Origin of the sequence: Pseudoflavonifractor sp. An176, from assembly GCF_002160435.1 — a bacterium.
GTDB classification, from domain to species: domain Bacteria; phylum Bacillota; class Clostridia; order Oscillospirales; family Oscillospiraceae; genus Enterenecus; species Enterenecus faecium.
In genome coordinates this window covers 1-19,259 of the sequence record NZ_NFKO01000014.1, presented here as the reverse complement: position 1 = coordinate 19,259, position 19,259 = coordinate 1, and the positions used below count along the sequence as shown (strand labels likewise).

Annotated in this window: 13 protein-coding genes; 5 read left to right on the top strand and 8 right to left on the bottom strand. The window is 59.3% G+C overall.

The window, feature by feature from the left end:
• Positions 1-13 precede the first annotated feature (13 nt).
• Positions 14-1,405 carry an MATE family efflux transporter gene (locus tag B5F12_RS07400; RefSeq protein WP_087232599.1) on the top strand — a complete coding sequence of 464 codons (1,392 nt, stop codon included), beginning with the start codon at positions 14-16 and terminating at the stop codon, positions 1,403-1,405.
• 57 nt (positions 1,406-1,462) lie between these two features.
• On the opposite strand, the gene B5F12_RS07395 is transcribed toward B5F12_RS07400, so the two are convergent.
• From B5F12_RS07395 to B5F12_RS07380, 4 genes are all read right to left on the bottom strand, one after another.
• The gene (locus B5F12_RS07395) at positions 1,463-5,986 is read right to left on the bottom strand and encodes an immunoglobulin-like domain-containing protein (protein WP_087232596.1); all 4,524 of its coding nucleotides are present in this window, start codon (positions 5,984-5,986) and stop codon (positions 1,463-1,465) included.
• Positions 5,987-6,280: 294 nt separating this feature from the next.
• Complete coding sequence (gene spoIIID / locus B5F12_RS07390) at positions 6,281-6,529, bottom strand: sporulation transcriptional regulator SpoIIID (RefSeq protein ID WP_087232593.1); 249 nt, start codon at positions 6,527-6,529, stop codon at positions 6,281-6,283.
• 159 nt (positions 6,530-6,688) lie between these two features.
• On the bottom strand, positions 6,689-7,288 hold the full coding sequence (locus B5F12_RS07385) for a zinc ribbon domain-containing protein (protein WP_087232590.1): 600 nt from the start codon (positions 7,286-7,288) through the stop codon (positions 6,689-6,691).
• 207 nt (positions 7,289-7,495) lie between these two features.
• Positions 7,496-8,104, bottom strand: coding sequence for a recombinase family protein (locus B5F12_RS07380; protein WP_087232587.1), 609 nt, complete (start codon positions 8,102-8,104; stop codon positions 7,496-7,498).
• A gap of 295 nt (positions 8,105-8,399) precedes the next feature.
• Between B5F12_RS07380 and malQ the strand changes: the two genes are divergently transcribed.
• Positions 8,400-9,887, top strand: a complete 1,488-nt coding sequence (gene malQ, locus B5F12_RS07375) for a 4-alpha-glucanotransferase (RefSeq protein WP_087232584.1) — start codon at positions 8,400-8,402, stop codon at positions 9,885-9,887.
• Positions 9,888-9,937: 50 nt separating this feature from the next.
• Here malQ and B5F12_RS07370 read toward each other — a convergent pair whose 3' ends face one another.
• The 4 genes from B5F12_RS07370 to B5F12_RS07355 all read right to left on the bottom strand — a co-directional run bounded on the left by B5F12_RS07370 (position 9,938) and on the right by B5F12_RS07355 (position 15,864).
• Positions 9,938-11,767: an LTA synthase family protein gene (locus B5F12_RS07370; RefSeq protein WP_087232581.1), complete on the bottom strand. Its 1,830-nt coding sequence runs from the start codon at positions 11,765-11,767 to the stop codon at positions 9,938-9,940.
• A 132-nt stretch (positions 11,768-11,899) separates the two neighbouring features.
• Positions 11,900-13,903, bottom strand: coding sequence for a fructose-1,6-bisphosphatase (locus B5F12_RS07365; protein WP_087232578.1), 2,004 nt, complete (start codon positions 13,901-13,903; stop codon positions 11,900-11,902).
• Between the two features lie 39 nt (positions 13,904-13,942).
• On the bottom strand, positions 13,943-15,115 hold the full coding sequence (locus tag B5F12_RS07360) for an NADP-dependent malic enzyme (RefSeq protein WP_087232575.1): 1,173 nt from the start codon (positions 15,113-15,115) through the stop codon (positions 13,943-13,945).
• A 128-nt stretch (positions 15,116-15,243) separates the two neighbouring features.
• Positions 15,244-15,864 (bottom strand): NUDIX hydrolase, encoded by a 621-nt coding sequence (locus B5F12_RS07355; RefSeq protein WP_087232572.1) that lies wholly within the window; start codon positions 15,862-15,864, stop codon positions 15,244-15,246.
• Between the two features lie 201 nt (positions 15,865-16,065).
• Here B5F12_RS07355 and ychF point away from each other — a divergent pair, with 201 nt between their 5' ends.
• The 3 genes from ychF to B5F12_RS07340 form a co-directional block, all read left to right on the top strand.
• Positions 16,066-17,163 carry a redox-regulated ATPase YchF gene (gene ychF, locus B5F12_RS07350; RefSeq protein WP_087232569.1) on the top strand — a complete coding sequence of 366 codons (1,098 nt, stop codon included), beginning with the start codon at positions 16,066-16,068 and terminating at the stop codon, positions 17,161-17,163.
• Positions 17,164-17,439: 276 nt separating this feature from the next.
• Positions 17,440-18,762, top strand: coding sequence for a solute carrier family 23 protein (locus B5F12_RS07345; RefSeq protein ID WP_087232566.1), 1,323 nt, complete (start codon positions 17,440-17,442; stop codon positions 18,760-18,762).
• An 85-nt stretch (positions 18,763-18,847) separates the two neighbouring features.
• A partial coding sequence (locus tag B5F12_RS07340; RefSeq protein ID WP_143482355.1) for a helix-turn-helix domain-containing protein occupies positions 18,848-19,259 on the top strand: 412 nt, incomplete at its 3' end.

Here is a 19,259-nt window from a genome sequence, read left to right as displayed (position 1 = left end):
TGCGAGGTCTGTTATGCGTTCCTTCTTCCGACGGGAGCCGGGCTTTTACCGCCATCTGGTGGCCCTGGCCCTCCCCATCCTCATTCAAAACCTCATTACCAACTCCCTCGGCCTGGTGGACACCTTCATGGTGGGCACCCTGGGCGAAGGCCCTCTGGCGGGCGTCACTCTGGCCAACATCCCGGTGTTTGTCATCCAGCTGATGATGTTCGGCATCCAGAGCGGCTCGGCGGTGCTCATCAGCCAATACCGGGGCAAGGGAGACTACGCCTCCATCAACCGGGTCATTGGCATCGGCATGTATGTGGCCGGGGCCATCACCCTGGTCTTTGCCCTCATCACGGGCTTTGCCACCCAGCCCTTCATGAGCCTGTTCGGCAACGACCCCAACGTCATCGCCACCGCCGCCCGCTATGCCCGCATTGTGGGCTGGTCCTACTTCTTTGACAGCTTTGTCCAGGTGTATATCGGGGCACACCGGGCCATGGGCAAGCCCAACCGAGGCATGTATATCCTGGCGGTGTCCATGCTGGGCAACACCTTCCTCAACTGGGTGTTCATCTTCGGTAACCTGGGCGCTCCCCGCATGGCCGAGGAGGGTGCCGCCCTGGCCACCCTGCTGGCCCGTATTCTCTCCTGCTCCATTGCCGTGGTGTGGGCCATCCGGGACCGTGGCTTCCGCATCCAGCCCGCCCTCTTCTTCCGCCCCGGCCTGGAGATGACCCGGCGGTTTATCCGCTTCTCCACTCCTGTCATGTGCAACGAGACCTTCTGGGGCCTGGGCACCTCCCTGTTCCCCACCATCATGGGCCATATGGACGGGTCCAAGGAGATTCTGGCCGCCTACGCCATCGCCGGCAACATCACCAACCTGTGCACGGTGGGCGTGTTCGCCATCGGCGGCACCGCCGCCATCCTGGTGGGCCAGGAGATTGGCTCGGGGCGCACCGACCAGGTGTTCAGCCTGGGGGCGCTGCTGGATGTGCTGGCCTTCACCTTCGGGCTGGTGTCGGGAGGCGTGTTCCTGCTCATCCTCTACTTCATCATCGCCCCCTACCTCTACCCTCTCTTCCACCTGTCCGCCCAGGCCGGGGACATCTGCACCATGATGCTCACGGTGGTCTTCTGCTTTATGCCCCTGCGCTCCTTTGACACCACCAACATCGTGGGGGTGCTCCGGGGCGGCGGTGACGTGCGCATGGCCACCCTCATCGACCTCTCCCCCCTGTGGCTGGCCGCCATCCCCCTGGCCGCCCTGTCCGGCCTGGTGTTCCAGCTGGGCATCTTCTGGGTGTACCTGTCCATGATGAGTGAGAACATCATCAAGTGTATCTTCGGCCTGCGCCGATTCCTCAGCGCCCAGTGGATTCACGATGTGACCATCGTGTCCTTTGAAAAAGAATAACTAAAATACGAAAAAGCCGGAGTCAGGCGAAACCTGACTCCGGCGTTTTTGAGCTTATTAGCTGCGGCGACGGCGCACGGCAACGGTGGCGCCAGCCAGCAGGCACACAGCGGCGGCCAGAGCCACCACGTAGCCCATCAGCTGGGCGTTGTCCCCGGTCTGGGGCACGCGCTCGGGCTTCTCGGTGGCCTGGGGCTTGTCGGTGGCCTCGGGCTTCTGAGAGGCCTCGGGGGTCTCAGAGGGCTGGGGATTCTCAGCAGTGAGGCCCTGATAGGCGGCCTTCAGGGCTTCGGCGGCGGCATCCACAGTGGCTTGGTCCTCCTCAGACAGGGTCTCGTCGGACATCACAGCCTGGGCGGCAGCCAGAGCGCTGCGGAAGGCGGCCACAGACTGGGCAGTGTAGCCCTCCAGGTCGGTATCCTGGTACTGATGGATGAGGTCCTCCAGAATGGACTTGTCGGCCTTGAAGCGCTGGGCCAGGATGGCACTGAGCAGCTGGTCCACCACGGGCTGGATCTCCCCGTCCATGGCGTCCTGGTCGGCGTACACGTCCTTGGCCTTGGCCAGAGCGTCCACCAACAGCTGCCAGTTGTCGGGCATATACTTGTCGGCGTTGTCCACCATGCCGTCGGCCCGGGTGATGAGCAGTTCCAGCATGGTCTTGTCGCCACGGGTGAAGTCCAGCATGTGGATGGCCTCCACCAGCTGGTCAAAGGCGGCGTCCACCTGGGTCTGGGTGGCGGCGGGGTCGTCCAGCACGGCCTTGGCGTTTTCCATGGCGGCCTCAAACTTGGCGGCCACGGTGGGAATCAGGTTGGAGGTGTCCTGCTCCAGAGCGTAGTGGTAGGCGTACTCCAGCAGGAACTTGTCGGCCTGGCCGGGCTGCTCCTCCTTCTCCAGCGCGGCCTTGGCCTGCTCCAGGGCATCGGTGGCAGCGGCAAGGTCGGCGGGGGTGGCAGCGCTGTTGAGCAGCAGGGTCTGGGCACTCGTCAGAGCGGCCTGGAAGGCGTCCCAGCTCTCCTGGGTGTAGCCGTCATTGGTGAGAGCGGCGCACTCCTCCACCAGCTGCTCCAGAGCGGCGCGGTTGGCGGGCACCAGGGCCATGGCGGCGGCCTCCAGCTCGGCCTGGGCAGCGCTGACCTCAGCGGCAGTGGCGGAAGTGCCCTTGTCCAGAATGGCCTGGGCGTTGGTGAGGGCGGCGTCATAGCGCTCCCAGCTGTCCTGAGTGTAGTCGGCAGCCTGGAGGTTTGCCTCCACCTGGGCATCCACAGCGGCCTGGAGGCTGCTGTTGTCCACGGTCTGGCCACCGTACTGCTGCATCAGACGGGCGTACTCCTCAGAGGTGATGCGGATGGGGGTGCCGTGGCGGGCACGGCTGGGCATCTTAAAGGCGGTGTCGGGCTGGGCAAACTCGCCGGTGGTCAGGTCATCGGTGACCAGGGGGTAATAGCCAATGCCGCCAAACTGGTCCACCAGCAGGCAGTAAGCGCCGTTGTCCTGGTCGTCCTGGTTGAACTTGAAGATGGTGGGGCCCTCCACCCACTGGTTGGCGTTGAGGGAGTCAGAGGGGATGTGGGTCCACGCGCCCAGCAGGGTGTCGGCCACTTCCACATACACGGTCTTGGTCTTGGCACCGTAGTCGTTGGTGGCACCGCCCTCGTTCTTGGTGTAGCGGTAGTACTTGCCGTCCTCGGAAGAACGGATGATGGTGGTGTCAATGGAGGACTCGTCCATCTCAATGAACACCTGGGGCTCGGTGAAGGTGTAGAAGTCCCGGGTCTTGGCGTAATACAGCCGCTGCTTGGCGTAGCCGTCCTCTTCCACCTTGGAGGCCCAGTACACCACATACTCTCCGGTGAGGGGGTCGTAGGTGGCCTCGGGGGCCCAGGTACATCCGGCGTCAATGCCAGCGCTGACGGTGACCATGCGCATGTCGGACCAGTTCACCAGGTCGGTGGACTCCCACACCATCAGGGCCTGGCTGCCAGCGGTCTGGGCAGCGCCCCAGCCGTTGCCGCCGTTGATCTTCAGGTCGGTGGCGATGAGGTAGAACTTGTCCCCCTCGGGAGAGCGGATGATGAAGGGGTCACGGACGCCCTTCTCGCCCTTGTCGGAGGTGAGAACAGGCTTATTCTCGTTGAGATCGGTCCAGTTCAGGCCGTCCTGGCTGGCGGCAAAGTAGATCTGCTCGCCGTCGGAGTAGCCCTCGCCGGCAAAGTAGGTAAAGAAGTAGTCGGTGTAGTCCTCCTCGCTGATGGGCTCAGGAGCAGCCTTCACGGTGAGGGCGATGTCCTTGGTGACGGTCTGGTCGGCCAGGGTCACCTGGGCGGTGACGGTGACCACGGTGTCACTCTCCGGACGGGTGACGGTGCCGGCGGGGGTGTCGTCATAGCCCTCCACGGTGGCGGGGATGGGCTCCACGTTGACGATGTCGGCCCGGTCGGTGGACCAGGTGATGTCCAGGCCGTTGGAAGTGGTCTCAGGCAGGGTGATATTGCCCCGCACATCGTCCTTGTTGGGGATGTCGATGGACTCCAGGGCCTCGGTGAGCTCCTGGTCCACATCCAGAGGCATGACAGTGACCTTCAGCTCCACGGTGTAGCTCTCGCCATCCACCTGGAAGGACACGGGAATGGTCACCTTGGTCTCCTGGCCCACCACGGCGTGGACGGTGCCGTCGGCGGCGATGACATCGGTGTTATCCCAGGTGCCCCAGGTGAGGGTCACGTTGTCCAGCTTGGTGGGGAAGGTGAGGTCGTCGGTGACGGTGTCCAGGCTGGCGTTATCCCCCTTGACCACATCGTACAGGTCGGCCATGACCATGTCCGCCTTGTCCTCCCCGGTGGGCAGAGAGGCCTCGATCTCAGACTTGCTCAGGGCGTAGGACCAGACCTTCACATCGGAGATGTTGGCCTTGAGCAGGGAGTCCAGGGTGTACAGGGACTTGCCGATGTAACCCATCACGTCGCCCTCGGGGAGCACGTCCTGGATGGTCTTGTCCTGGGTGACGGTGGACACCCGCTCCCCGTCCAGATACAGGCTCAGGGTGCCGCCCCGGCCCACCAAAGTCACGGTGCCGAAGCCCTCCACGTGGCCCATACCGCTGTCCACCACGGGCAGGCGGGTCTCCTTCCAGGCGCTGCCGGTGCCGGTCTTGATGGCGGCCAGGAAGTTGCCGTTGCTCTCACAGGGGTTGACGAAGATGTAGTCCCCCACGTTCTTGTCGTTCCAGTTGCCGAAGCCGTCGCCGATGGTCAGCAGCCAGTGGGCGGCGTTGGTCTGGGTGGTGACAGTGGCCTGCATGGTGAAGTTCTCACTGTCCCCGATGGCCTCGGTGATGGAGGAGGGCAGGGTGGCATAGCCCGCCCCGTCCAGCTGCCACACGGTCTGATCGCCATAGGTGACGAAGTCGCCGTCCTGGGTGTCATACAGGGTGGCATCGTTGCCGTTGCCGGACACGTCCACCAGGGTGTTCCCCTCGTGGGTCATGTCGTAGGCGGCCACCAGCTCGCCCTCATTGCTGCCCGGCTCGCCAGCCAGCACGGTGACGGTGATGGTCTTCTCCACGCTCTCGCCGTGGATGGTGATGGTCACAGGGATGGTGACGGTGACATCCCCGTCCACCGAGGGGGTGACCACGCCGTCAGCGTCCACCACGTCGGGGTTGCTGCTCTCCCCCCAAGTGAGGGTGGCGCTGCCCACGGTGGTGGGGAAGTACAGATCACGGGTCACTTGGTCGGCGGAGGGGTTGCCGCTGAGCACTTCCGCCATGATGTCGTCCATCATCAGATCGGCCAGTACCTCCACACCAGGCATGCTGGCCTGGACCTGCTCCTGGGTCAGGGCCTCGTCATAGACCTTCATGTCCACCACATCGGCGGTGAGCATGGGGTCGGGGGCGTAGAGGGACTTTCCGATGTAGCCCAACACATCCCCGTCGGGGATGACGTCGGCCAGGTTGTAGTCGTGGTCAATGGTGGAGATGGCCACGCCGTCCAGGTAGGTGGTGACGGTCTGGTCCTCGCTGACCACGGTAAGGGTGTGGTAGCCGTCGCTCCAGCCCACATTGGGCATGCTGCTGCGCTTCTCGCCGCCGGCGGCCTCGTTGCCCACCTTAATGCCCGTGAGGGTCTTTCCGGCATAGCTGCCCTGGTTGGACTTGGGGCCCACAAACAGGTAGTTGCCAATGCGGCCATCGCCCCAGTTGCCCACGCCATCACCGATGACCCAGGCCCACTGAGCGGAGTTGCCCCCGTCCACAGACAGGGTGATCTCCACGGCGCAGTCGTTGTCCGACTCGCCAATCAGTCCCTGGGGCAAGGTGGCGTACTGCTTGTTGGCAAAGTGCAGCACATTGGTGTCCCCGTAGGTAGAGAAATTCCCGTCTACGGTGTTGTACAACGTGGCGTGGTTGTCATTTCCCGACACGTCCAGCAGCTGATTGCCGCTGTGGGACATGTCATAGTGGGCAGTGGGCTGGACAGGCTCCGCCGCTCGCACCGTGCCCGAGAGGGGCACCAGCGACAGGGTCATCACCGCTGCCAGGGCCGCAGATGCCGGCCGTTTCCAGTTGGTCTTCATAGCTTCCTCCTTATTTGCCAAGATTGGTATGCTTATTGTACCATAGTCTGTCCATTTTGCTCAAGGGAAAGCCGGTCAACTCCGTAAATTTGTACGTACTTTACAATACAATTTTTCCGTTCCTCCCGTCTTTTTCCAGACAACCTCCACGTTTCCCGTTGTTTTTGTACGGATAAGTTGTAAGATTCCGGTAAACAGGCCAGATTGGAAACTGTGATAATGTCAAATTTCCGCCGCTGCACACAAAATCGGCTGTGGCACGCCGCCCTTGACCTGCCACAGCCGATGATGTTTTCATTCCCCTTTGTACTTTTTCCGGGTGGCCAGGCCGCCCCGGATGTGTCGCTGGGCCTTGTTGACCTCCAGCACCACCTTCACCTGCTCATACAGTGGGCGGTTGAAGGTGGGCAGCCGCTCGGACAGGTCCTTGTGCACCGTGGATTTGCTCAAGCCGAATTTCTGGGCGGCACTGCGCACCGTGCCCTTCTCTTCGATGATGTACAGTGCCATCTCGCAGGCTCGCTCTTCCATGTTCCCTTTCAAACGGCAACACTCCCTCATGGTTCTCACACGAGCATATATATGTGAGGAGGGGGACAATTATGTGATCTTCTACCGCTGAGGGTCTTTCAGGCAATTCCACTTCTAGAAGCCGATGAAAGGATTTCCGGTATGGAAATCCTTTCATCGGTTATGAGCTATTTAATTTGCCGCTTTTTCCACGGAGTCAATATCCAGGGAATACCCTAAAATTTCTCCCACATCTGTAATTTTTCCTTTGACCACCAAGGTGTCACCCACAGCCATATCCATCACCGCTGTTTTCTGGTCCTCCGACTTGATGTAGCACTGAACTCCCAAAATGGCAAATTCGTCCTGGGTAGAGACAATGGAAATGTACATACCGCTGCTGTCAATGACATTCAGGCGACCCGTCAACTCCACGTACTGGTCCTTATACTTCTCCGCTGCTTTCAGTGCGTTGCCATTCAAATCATCCATCAGCTCAGAGACGGCATATGCGGTATAAGTGATTTCCGGGGTTTCGGATTCCGGCTGTGTGGTGTTGATGTTCTCAGATTGGGACACTGGAGCATCAGTTTTCCCCGGCTTGTCGGCGGTTTCGCCGCCCAAAGAACCGCCAATTGCGCCAAGAATGATAATGGCAATCACAGCAATAAACCACGGGCGCTTATAAATGGGCTTCTTGTTTTTCCCGCCACACTGGGGGCATGTCTTGGCACTCGCAGCAATTTCAGCTCCACAATGCTTACAAGTTACCATTTTACTCTCTTTTGACATCTCTTTTCCTCCCTGCAAAGTCTTTGATTTTCACTTACATAATCGTGTACTTTTTTGCAGGTATATTTTCCAGATAATTTTGTGTGCACTTTGCTGATTTTTACATTTGCCACTGGATTTTCCTTCCGTGTTATAGTAGAATGATTTTGCTCACTTAAAGAGGTGTGTATTTTACAAAAAAGTACACATTTCTGCAAAATTGCCCACTTACAGTAATTTGGCATTTTCGTAAATTTCCGCACGATATCGGAACGTAGACAGCGGCATTCCACACAGCTTTGCAGCTGTGGTACCGGTTATTTTTCCGCTTTTCCATTGTTGATACAGGCGATGAAAATTTTCCGGCAACGGCTTCGGAGGCCTGCCAAAGCGGATGCCCCTTGCCTTGGCCGCAGCGATCCCTTCCGCCTGACGCTGCCGGATGTTGGTGCGTTCATTCTCTGCCACAAAGGACAGCACTTGCAGGACAATGTCGCTTAAAAATGTTCCCATCAGGTCCTTGCCCCGGCGAGTGTCCAATAGCGGCATATCCAGTACCACAATGTCAATGCCCTTTTCCTTGGTCAGAATCCGCCATTGCTCCAGAATTTCAGAATAGTTTCTCCCTAGACGATCGATGCTTTTGATAAAAAGCAAATCGTCTTTTTTTAATTTTCGCACCATTTTCCGGTACTGGGGCCGTTGAAAATCCTGGCCCGATTGCTTATCTATGAACATATTTTTCTCCGGGATGAATAATTCTTTCATGGCAAGAAGCTGTCTATCCTCATTCTGCTCTCTGGTGCTGACACGAATATAGCCATACAGATTTCCCATTTCCTTTCCCTCCCTTCTGCTCTTCTATGGTACTGGATTGTGGATACTCGTGAATACACTCACGCTTCTTCCGGTTGTCTCCCCGGAAGATCATGACAACAGAACGCTATTCGTCTTCGCTGCTGTATACTTTGTGCAAAAACTTGTCAAGCCCCCTTGCATTTTTCGTCATTTTATAGCATAATACACAATATAAATTCCTCCGTTCCCCTGTCTCTCCAGCTTCCCTCCGATCTGGCACGCCGCAGCGGGAACCGGCGGTGTTGTTTTCCTGTGAGAGAAAGGTGGATGTTCCATGAGAAGTTCCGGTATTTTGATGCCCATTTCCGCCCTGCCCTCCCCCTATGGCGTGGGTACGCTGGGTCAAAGCGCCCGGGATTTTGTCTCCTTCCTGGTGGAGTCCGGCCAGACCTACTGGCAGATTCTCCCCATCAGCCCCACCGGGTTTGGGGATTCCCCCTATCAGTCCTTCTCCTCCTTTGCCGGCAACCCCTACTTCATTGACCTGGATGATTTGGCCCAGGAGGGGCTGCTGCTGCCCGAGGAGTTTCAGTCCCTCACCTGGGGAGAGAGTCCCACCCAGGTGGACTACGGTCTCATTTACCGCCAGCGGTTCCCCATCCTCCGCCGGGCGGTATCTCGTCTGAGCATCAAGCGGCCCCAGGAGCTGGCCGACTTCTGCCGCACCCAGCAGGAGTGGCTGGAGCCCTACGCCCAGTTTATGGCCTTCAAAGATTCCTATGATGGGGCACCCTGGTCCCAATGGCCCGACCCCATCCGGCTGCGCCAGCCCCAGGCCGTGGAGGAGCTGGCGGGCGAGCTGGCCGACTCCATTCTCTTCTGGAAGGGGGTACAGTTCCTCTTCTTCGCCCAGTGGAAAGCCCTGAAAGAGCACGCCAACCGCCAGGGCATCTCCATCATCGGGGACCTGCCCATCTATGTGGCCTCGGACAGCGCCGACGTATGGGCCAATCCCCAGCAGTTCCAGCTGGACGAGAACCTGTGCCCCACCGAGGTGGCCGGGTGTCCCCCCGACGGCTTCTCCGAGGACGGACAGCTGTGGGGCAATCCCCTCTTCGACTGGGAGGGCATGGCGGAAAACCGCTATGAATGGTGGATGCGCCGGGTGGCCTTCCAGTTCACCATCTATGATGTGCTGCGCATTGACCACTTCCGGGGCTTTGACTCCTACTATGCCATCCCCGCCGGGGACAAAAACGCCCGCCGGGGCCGTTGGCGTCCTGGCCCGGGCATCGCCTTTTTCAACATCCTCAAGGAGACTCTGGGCGATCGGCCCATCATCGCCGAGGACCTGGGCTTTCTCACCCCCTCGGTGCACCAGATGCTGGCCGACACCGGGTACCCCGGCATGAAGGTGCTGGAATTTGCCTTCGACCACCGGGACAGCGGGCAAAACCTGTACCTGCCCCACAACTACCCCGTCAACTGCATCGCCTATGTGGGCACCCATGACAACGATACCGCCCTGGGCTGGACCCGCACCGCCGACCCGGACGACGTGGCTGCCGCCCGGGCCTACCTGAACCTCACCCCGGAAGAGGGGGAGAACTGGGGCATGATGCGGGGCATCTGGGCCAGCGCCGCCCGGTACACCATCGTCCAGATGCAGGATGTGCTGGGCCTGGGCAGTGAGGGGCGCATCAACACCCCCTCCACCACCGGAGAGAACTGGCAGTGGCGGGCCACCCCCGGCTATCTCACCCAAGAGCTGGCCCATCGGCTGTACCGGACGACCAAGCTGTACGGACGGCTGCGGCCATAAATTGCATAAAAAAGGAGCGTTCCAGGCGGAACGCTCCTTTTTTATGCAATTTATGTTACATCAGAAATACCAAACAGCCGATCATATTGCAGCAGCTGGTAGTCCTTGAGGAGCTGCTCATACTGGGTGGTCTCCCAGTGGCTGTAGGCCTTGCCCTGGGTGTCGATGTAGCCCACCGAGGTGAACACGGGCAGCTGCTGCTGCACCTCCTGAAGGAACTTGCCGTACAGGTCGGTCTCGATGCCCGCATATTCCAGCAGGTACTGGCCCAGGAAGTTGAGGCTGGTCTCCTGGGGCGCGTCCTCGGCCTCCAGGGGGCGGTTGGACCAGATGACAAAGGGCACCTGGAACTTGGCCATGTACTGCTCCATGGTCATGTCCGCCTGAGCCACGCCGTAGGCTTTGTCCAGGAACTCCTGCTCCAGAGAGGGGGGATGGTCGCCGAACATGACGATGATGGTGGGCTCCTCATAGGTGGAGAAGTAGTCCACCAGCTCTTTGAAATACTCGTCGGTCTTGTTGGCCAGAGTCAGATACTGCTCGGCCCGGGGGTACTGGCCGGGGCAGTCGGTGAGGGTCACTTCGGTGGGGTAGTCCGGCTCCTCATAGCCGCCGTGGTTCTGATAGGTGACGTTGAAGAGGAACAGGGGCTCCCCGGCCTCCTTGTGCTCAAACTCCCAGATGATCTGCTGGAAGTCGGTGTAATCACTGGGGTAGGCGTGCTCGATGAGCTCGGGCACATCCAGGTCCTGGCGGAACTTCATCTCGTCAAAGCCCAGCAGCGGATAGGCCTTATCCCGGTTCCAGGACTTCACCTCTCCGGGGTGGAAGGCCAGGGTGCGATAGCCCAAATCCCCCAACAGGGAAGCCATGGAGGGGGTCTCCTGGGTGATGTACTGCTGATAGGGGGCGCTGCCCGAGGGCAGGAAGGCCATGGAGTTGCCTGTGAGGAACTCAAACTCACAGGCGCTGGTGCCAGCGCCGAACACAGAGGAATAGGCGTGGCCAAAGACGGCGTTGTCCAGGGACTTGATGTAGTCCATGACGCTCTCGCTGAGAGACAGGTTGCCGTAGCTCTCAAAGTCCGCCCAGGACTCGTTCATAATGGCGATGACGTTGTACTTCTCCCCGGTCTGGGTGCCGCCCTGCTGGTCGGCGGGGCCCTCCACGTGGAAGGTCAGCCCCTCCCCCTGGGCGTCCTCCACCTGGCTGAGGACGTACTTCACGTCGTCAATGGTGGCGTTGGTGGGCTGCTCCACTTCCATGTACTTGGTGTTGTCAAAAAAGGCGCTGAGGGCTCCATCGGTGCAGTAGCCCACCATCTGCTGCCAGGTGTAGGCCCCCACCTTCATCTCCTCCAGCACGGCGGGCTGGGCAAAGATGAACATCAGGCTCAGGCCGGCCACCACCCCCGCCATACGGGGCATGATGGTCTTTCCTGTGGGCCGGAACTTGCCCCAGGTTAAGTACTTGCGCAAGAGAATGGCCGCCACCAGCAGCACGCCCAACCACAGATACATGTCCTTTGTCAAGCTCAGCTTGTAGCTGCCGGACACCGCTGCCGCCGTCTCCAGCGCGGAGAAGTCCCAGGGAAGAATGGGGGTACCCCGGAACAGATTGACAAAGTAGTTGGCCATGCCCCATAGGGCGGACAGCAGGTGCACCACCAAGCTGCTCATCACCGGGTACCCAGTGAAGGAGCACAGCAACCAGTACACCCCGGCCAACCACAGCCCGTTGGCCGCCACTGCCATGAGCTTGACGTCTACGAACTTGGTGCCCATGATCAGCTGCATGAGATAAAACGCCGTCACGGGGGTCAGCAGCATCACGGTGAGCAGAATGCCTCTCCTTTTCTTGTCCATTTCTTTCCATTCCATCACAATTTCTCCAGGTTCCTTTCCTTTTTGCATATTCACACAGACTATACACGAATTTTACACAAAAGTCAAATTGCAAAAGGGACAAAGAATTGCCGTAGACCCTGGAAGTCTACGGCAATTCTCCTTGGATTATGAATGATTTTCCACAATTTCACCAGCCCGGTAGGCGGCCACCAGGTCCTTGAGGTCCCGGATTTGCTCCAGCAGCTGACGGCCCACGTCGGTCTGCCGAATCTTCATGCGCTGTTCCATGCGCTCGAAGATCTCCGAGCTGGAGGAGATATCCCAGTTCTCATGGATGGCCCGCTCCCGGCCTGCAAAGGGCTGGTGGGAGACCAGGCGCATAAAGTTGGAGTTGTAGATGAGGGTGTACCCGGCGATGCCAGTGGTCTTCTGGTAGGCCTTGCAGAACCCGCCGTCGATGACGATGAGCTTGCCGCCCCCCTTCACTGGGCTCTCCCCCTTCTTGGACTTGACCGGGATGTGTCCGTTGATGATGTGGGAGTGGGCCCCCTCCAGGCCGAACTCATGGAGGATTTTCTCACACACCTGGGGGTCGTGGTACAGGCGATAGTAGGCGTTTTTCTGCTCGGTCCAGGTGGACTCGTCGGCGATGAACCGCCGCTCGAAGGTGGTCATGCGGTCCCGGCCAAAGATGGGGCTGTTGCGCCCGGCCCACAAAAACCACAAAAAGTCCATGCCGAACTGCCGCTCAGGGGAGCCCACCTTATCATAATAGGCCCTGCGGGCGGCCAGGTCGGCAAAGTCCAGAAATTCCTTGCCCCCCAGGCTGTCGCAGCCGATGGAGAAGCGCATAAACTCTCCCTCTTCGGTCATGGGAATGCAGCCGTGGAACAGGAGGTTTCCGTTGAACACCTGGTACAGGCTGCCCTTGGAGTAGAGAAAGCGGACGTGGCGCTGGAGCTTCTCGCTGTGGCGGAAGGAGCGGGTGAGCTGGTTGATGAGCTTCTCCTCTTCCGGGGTGAGGGTGTAGGGGTCGGCGGGGTCCACGGTGGGGAAGTCGGTATCCTCCATGGCGTAGGTCTTGCCGTCCACCACCACCGTCTTGTCCTCGTAGTTGATCTTGTCCAGCAACAGCCGATCGTCCATGCGGAAGCAGGGGTTGCGCATGATCTTCTGCCCCTCCAGCTTGAAGAGGATGATGGTAATGGCCTTGTACATCTGGGCGGCCAGGCGCTTGTCCCGCTCGTTATAGTTCTCCTCGTCCTCCCGGCTGAGCTTGACCTCAAAGCGGCTGACGTCACAGTCCTTGTACACCTCGGCGGCGAACACGGACAAAGGGCGCAGAGAGATGCCGTACCCCGTCTCGATGACGTCCAGGTTGTTGTAGCGCAGGGAGTTGACCAGCACGGTGGCCACCAGGGTACGGGAGCCGGAGGCGGCGCCCATCCACAGCACGTCGTGGTTGCCCCACTGGATGTCCACGCTGTGGTGGTCCATCAGGGCGTCCAGAATGATATCTGCACCGGGGCCCCGGTCGAAGATATCCCCCACAATGTGCAGGTGGTCCACCGCCAGGCGCTTGATGAGCTGACACAGCTGCACCAGGAAATCCCCGGCCCGGTCCAGCTCGATGATGGTGGAAATGATGTTCTCGTAGTAGTCCCGCTTGTCGGTGTCCTCGTAGTGGGTGTGGATGAGCTCGTCGATGATGTAGGCATACTCCTTGGGCATGGCCTTACGCACCTTGGAGCGGGTGTACTTGGAGCTGACCAGACAGCAGATTTCAATGAGGCGGTGGAAGGTCAGGCGGTACCACTCCTCCATGTCCTCCTGGTTCATGCGGCTCTGGAGCTCCTCCAGCTTCTCCCGGGGGTAGTAGATGAGGGTGGCCAGCTGGTCCCGGTCCGCCTTGGACACGCTGGTGGCAAACAGCTGGTCAATCTTCTCCCGCACCACCCCGGAGGCGGAGTTGAGGATATGCTGGAAAGCCTCGTACTCCCCGTGGACATCCGAGATGAAGTGCTCGGTGCCCTTGGGAAGGATGAGAATGGCCTGGAGGTTGATGATCTCGGTGCTGGCGGCCTGGACCGTGGGGTACTGCTTGGCCAGCATGCGCAGATAGTGCAGGTTGTCCTGTTCGCTGCCGTGGGTATTGGTATCCTGGTTCATGTCATAACCTCCTAACTGGTGTGTATGGGGTCCCGGGCCTTAGATGCGGGCCACGCCGCTGTCCCGGGCCGCCTGGGCCACAGCGGCGGCCACAGCGGGGCACACCCGCTGGTCAAAGGGGGCGGGGATGATATAGTCGGGGGTGAGCTCCTCGTCGCTGACCAGCTCGGCCAGAGCACGGGCGGCGGCCAGCTTCATCTCCTCGTTGATATCGCTGGCCCGCACGTCGAAGGCGCCCCGGAACACGCCGGGGAAGGCCAGCACGTTGTTGATCTGGTTGGGGAAGTCGCTGCGGCCAGTGCCGATGACGGCGGCCCCAGCCTCCCGGGCCAGGTCGGGCATGATCTCGGGCACGGGGTTGGCCATGGGGAAGAGGATGGGGTTGGGGGCCATGGTCTTCACCATCTCGGGGGTGACCACGCCGGGGGAGGACACGCCGATGAACAGGTCGGCCCCCACCATCACGTCGGCCAGGGAGCCGGACTTGTCGGCCTTGTTGGACAGCTCCAGCAGAGCCTTCTTCTCGTCGTTGAGGTCGGTGCGGGCCGAGCAGATGGCGCCCTTGCGGTCGCAGATAATGGCGTCGCCCAGGCCCATGGACTTCAGCAGCTTGAAAATGGCGGTGCCAGCGGCGCCAGCGCCGGAGAACACGGCGGTGATGTCCTCAATCTTCTTGTTCACCAGCTTCAGGGCGTTGATGAGGGCTGCGGCCACGATGATGGCGGTGCCGTGCTGGTCGTCGTGGAAGATGGGAATGTCGCACACTTCCTTGAGCTTGCGCTCGATCTCAAAGCAGCGGGGGGCGGAGATATCCTCCAGGTTGATGCCGCCGAAGGAGCCTGCCAGCAGGGAAACGGTGTGGACGATCTCGTCCACGTCCTTGGAGCGGATGCACAGGGGCACGGCGTTGACGTCGCCGAAGGCCTTGAACAGCACGCACTTGCCCTCCATCACCGGCATACCGGCCTCGGGGCCGATGTCGCCCAGGCCCAGCACGGCGGTGCCGTCGGTGACCACCGCCACGGTGTTCCACCGTCCGGTGAGCTCGTAGCTCTTGCTGATATCCTTCTGAATCTCCAGGCAGGGCTGGGCCACGCCGGGGGTGTAGGCCAGGGACAGGGCCTGGCGGTCCTTGACCTCCATCTTGGGCACAGTGTCCAGCTTGCCCCGCCACTGGTAGTGAAGTTTCAAAGATTCTGCTGCGTAATCCATTTGTCTAACTCCTTTTTCCACTCTTCCATCTGGGATGGAAGGAATTGTTATACAATAGTGTTATCATATCACACCATGTTTCAAAATAAAAGGACCCTTCCCACACGTCGCCTACCAAGGTCTCTGCTTTAATCAAACAGGACCTCCCAGTTGGGACTGTGAAACGCATCGAAGCACATGCGGATCTGTTCCTCGTTGTTTTTTTCCGTTGCCAATGTTGGCAGTTCCTCCGCCGAGAAATAGGCAAACCCTTGGGTCTCGATGTTTTCTTCAAAGTGGCCGCCAACTACGGTACATAAGACAAAGATCTTGCATACACCGTAGGGGTATACGGGCAAATTGTGCTTTGACCGATCCTGTACGGCTATGATTTTATCCGCAGTGACATCCAGGCCGGCTTCCTCCTTGACCTCTTTGATGGTGTTCTCTTTGACCGAGACATCCACATCGCACCAACCGCCCGGGAGCGCCCATCGGCCGTCATGCTCCTGCACCAGCAGGATTTTCCCCTGGTCAAACATGGCTGCCCTCGTGTCAATTTTCGGCGTTTGATACCCCGTTTCGTTGCAAAACAAATCCTTGACCTTGTTGAGCGGAAGCTCCGTTTGATGGGAAACCATTTCCGCTGCCACCGTGCGGACCCGCTCAAACCGTTCCAAATCAAATCTGTCTTTGGAATAGAACAGGCCTGCCTGTGCGATGCTCTGCAATTCCATGGCCCACTCCAACCACTTTTCCTGTGTGTCCATTTCAAACTCCTCATAAAATTCCGATTTGTTTCCTTGAATATGCCTGTGAATGGAATTGTTGTGCAATAGTGATATCATATCATACCATCTTGCAAAATAAAAGAGCTATGCCCACAGTTTTCACGGCTTCATCTTGTAATTCCATGCCAAACCCTGTATAATCGTTGAGAATATATAACGTCTGAAAGGATATCCTTATCTATGAAGCTCGGTATTGTGGGTCTGCCCAACGTGGGCAAATCGACCCTGTTCAACGCCATCACCAACGCCGGTGCGGAGAGCGCCAACTACCCCTTCTGCACCATCGACCCCAACGTGGGCATCGTGGCCGTCCCCGATGCCCGTCTGGACTGGCTCAGTGAGTTCTACAAGCCCAAGAAGACCACCCCCGCTGTGGTGGAATTCGTGGACATCGCCGGTCTGGTGAAGGGCGCCAGCCACGGCGAGGGTCTGGGCAACAAGTTCCTGGCCAACATCCGGGAGTGCGCCGCCATTGTCCACGTGGTGCGCTGCTTTGACGACGAGAACGTCATCCACGTGGAGGGCTCCACCAACCCCATCCGGGACATTGATATCATCGACCTGGAGCTCATCATGGCCGACGTGGAGATGGCCGACCGCCGCATTGACAAGGCCACCAAGGCCGCCAAGGCGGATAAGAAGTTCCTCCACGAGACAGAGGTGTTCCAGGGCCTGCGGGACTGGCTCAACGAGGGCAAGTCCGCCCGCAGCTACCTCAGCCAGGTGGACGAGGAGGACGCCGCCCTCATCGCCACCAGTGAACTGCTCTCCCTCAAGCCTGTCATCTATGCCGCCAACCTGGATGAGGAGGGCTTCTCCCACCCCGACCAGGTGGAGTACTATCAGCAGGTGTCCCAGCGGGCTGCCGAGGAAGGGGCCCAGTGCATCCCCGTGTGCGCCCAGCTGGAGGCAGAGATCGCCCAGCTGGACGGCGAGGAGAAGGCCATGTTCCTGGAGGACCTGGGCATCGCCCAGTCCGGTCTGGACCGTCTCATTAACGCCAGCTACACCCTGCTGGGCCTCATCTCCTACCTCACCGCCGGTGAGGACGAGTGCCGCGCCTGGACCATTACCAACGGTACCAAGGCCCCCCAAGCCGCCGGTAAGATTCACTCCGACTTCGAGCGGGGCTTCATCCGGGCCGAGACCGTGGCCTTTGAGGACCTGAAGGCCTGCGGCTCCATGGCCGCCGCCCGAGAGAAGGGCCTGATCCGCTCCGAGGGCAAGGACTATGTGGTCAAGGACGGAGACATCATTCTCTTCCGCTTCAATGTATAATCATTTCTCGAAAACGCAAGCGTTTTCTCGAGGGGATGCAGCGGGCTGAGAAGTGTTTTTTCCGAGGCGCATGTCCTCGGAAAAAACAGATTTCAATTTTTTCCCGCCTGCGGGCGGAAAACTCTGCCGAGGGCTTTTGTCAATGCAAGATCGTCACGACTCCCTGCATGGTCTTTGGCTTTTCCCATGACAATCTCGGAGGGAACACCTTGTGTTCCCTCCCGGTGTTTTTTAAGTATGGACAACACAAAGAGAAAACGAGAAGGAGAGAAGCAGATGAAACAAACCAAATCCGACACGGTATTCCAGTGGAAGGGTATCCCCCCCACAGGACAGCTCATTCCCCTGGGACTCCAGCATGTGGTGGCTGCCGTGGTGGGCATCATCACCCCCGCCATCCTCATCTCCAACACCTGTAGCCTCAGCGAGGAGCAGAAGACCCTGATGATTCAGGTCTCCCTCATCCTCACCGCCCTGGCCACCCTCCTCCAGCTGTTCCCCATCTTCGGGCGCATCGGAGCGGGCCTGCCCGTCATTATGGGCATCAGCTTTGCCTACATCCCCACCCTCCAGGCCATCGGCGCGGAGTTCGGCATCGCCACCATCTTGGGCGCGGAGATCATCGGCGGCTGTGTGGCCATCGTCTTCGGCATCTTCGTCAAGTGGATCCGCCCCCTCTTCCCGCCCCTGGTCACCGGCACCGTCATCTTCACCATCGGTCTGTCCCTCTACCCCACTGCCGTGAAGTACATGGCTGGCGGGGCTGGCACCCCTGAGTTTGGCACCCCCAAGAGCTGGCTGGTGGCTCTCATCACCCTGGTGGTGGTCATCGCCCTGACCAACTTCACCAAGGGGCTGACCAAACTGGGCGCCATCCTCATCGGCATGATTGTGGGCTATGTCATCTCCATTCCCCTGGAATTGGTAGACTTTTCCTCCATCGGCTCCGCTCAGTGGTTTGCCCTGCCCCAGTTCATGCCCTTTGAGATCAAGTTCGTGCCCTCCGCCGCCGTGTCCCTGAGCATTGTCTACGTGGTCAACGCCGTGCAGACCATCGGCGACCTCAGCTCCACCACCATGGGCGGTCTGGACCGTATGCCCACCGACCGTGAGCTGTCCGGCGGCATCATCGGTCAGGGCGTCATGAGCGTGCTGGGCGCGTTCTTCGGCGGCCTGCCCACCGCCACCTACAGCCAGAACGTGGGCATCGTCACCGTCAACCGGGTCATCAACCGGTCCGTGTTCGCCCTGGCCTCCGGTATCCTGCTGGTGGCGGGCCTGATGCCCAAGTTCGCCTCCCTGCTCACCACCATTCCCCAGAGCGTCATCGGCGGCGCCACCATCTCCGTGTTTGCCGCCATCACCATGACCGGTATCCGCATGATCACCCAGGGCGGCTTTACTCCCCGGAAGAGCGCCGTCATGGGTCTGTCTGTGGCCATGGGCGTGGGCATCACCCAGGTGTCCGGCTGCCTGTCCGGCGCTGGCTTCCCCGGCTGGGTGAACACCGTGTTCGGCTCCTCCTCCGTGGTGGTGGCCACCATTATGGCCATCCTCCTCAACCTCATCATTCCCAAGGAAGAGGAAGCCCAGAAGTAAAATGTTTGCCGCCCGGCACAGTGATATGCTCCCTCTATGAGAGACAGTGAAATAAAACACTGTCAATCATGGGGGGAGCATTGTCATGCCAAGGAAGCAAAAGTTAGGTGTAGAAGAAAAGATCAAGATTATACGAGATTATCTCAAGGGACAGATCAGCATAAGTGAAGCGGCTCGGAGAGGCAAGGTTTCAGGTGAGACAGTCAATCAATGGATACGCAACTATGAGGCAGATGGGGTAGATGCATTTCTATCGCGCAAAAACCATGTGTACAGACCGGAGTTAAAGAGGCAGGCCGTGGAGGATTATCTGTCTGGCATAGGAAGTCTGGCAGATATTTGCAGAAAATATCATATTGGGAATCGTGCACAGCTCAGGGATTGGATAAAGGTGTATAATGCTCATGGAGATTTCAACTCCGTAAAACACTCAGGAGGAGGAAGCTACATGAAGCAAGGACGGGAAACCACGCAGGAAGAGCGTATCCAAATTGTTA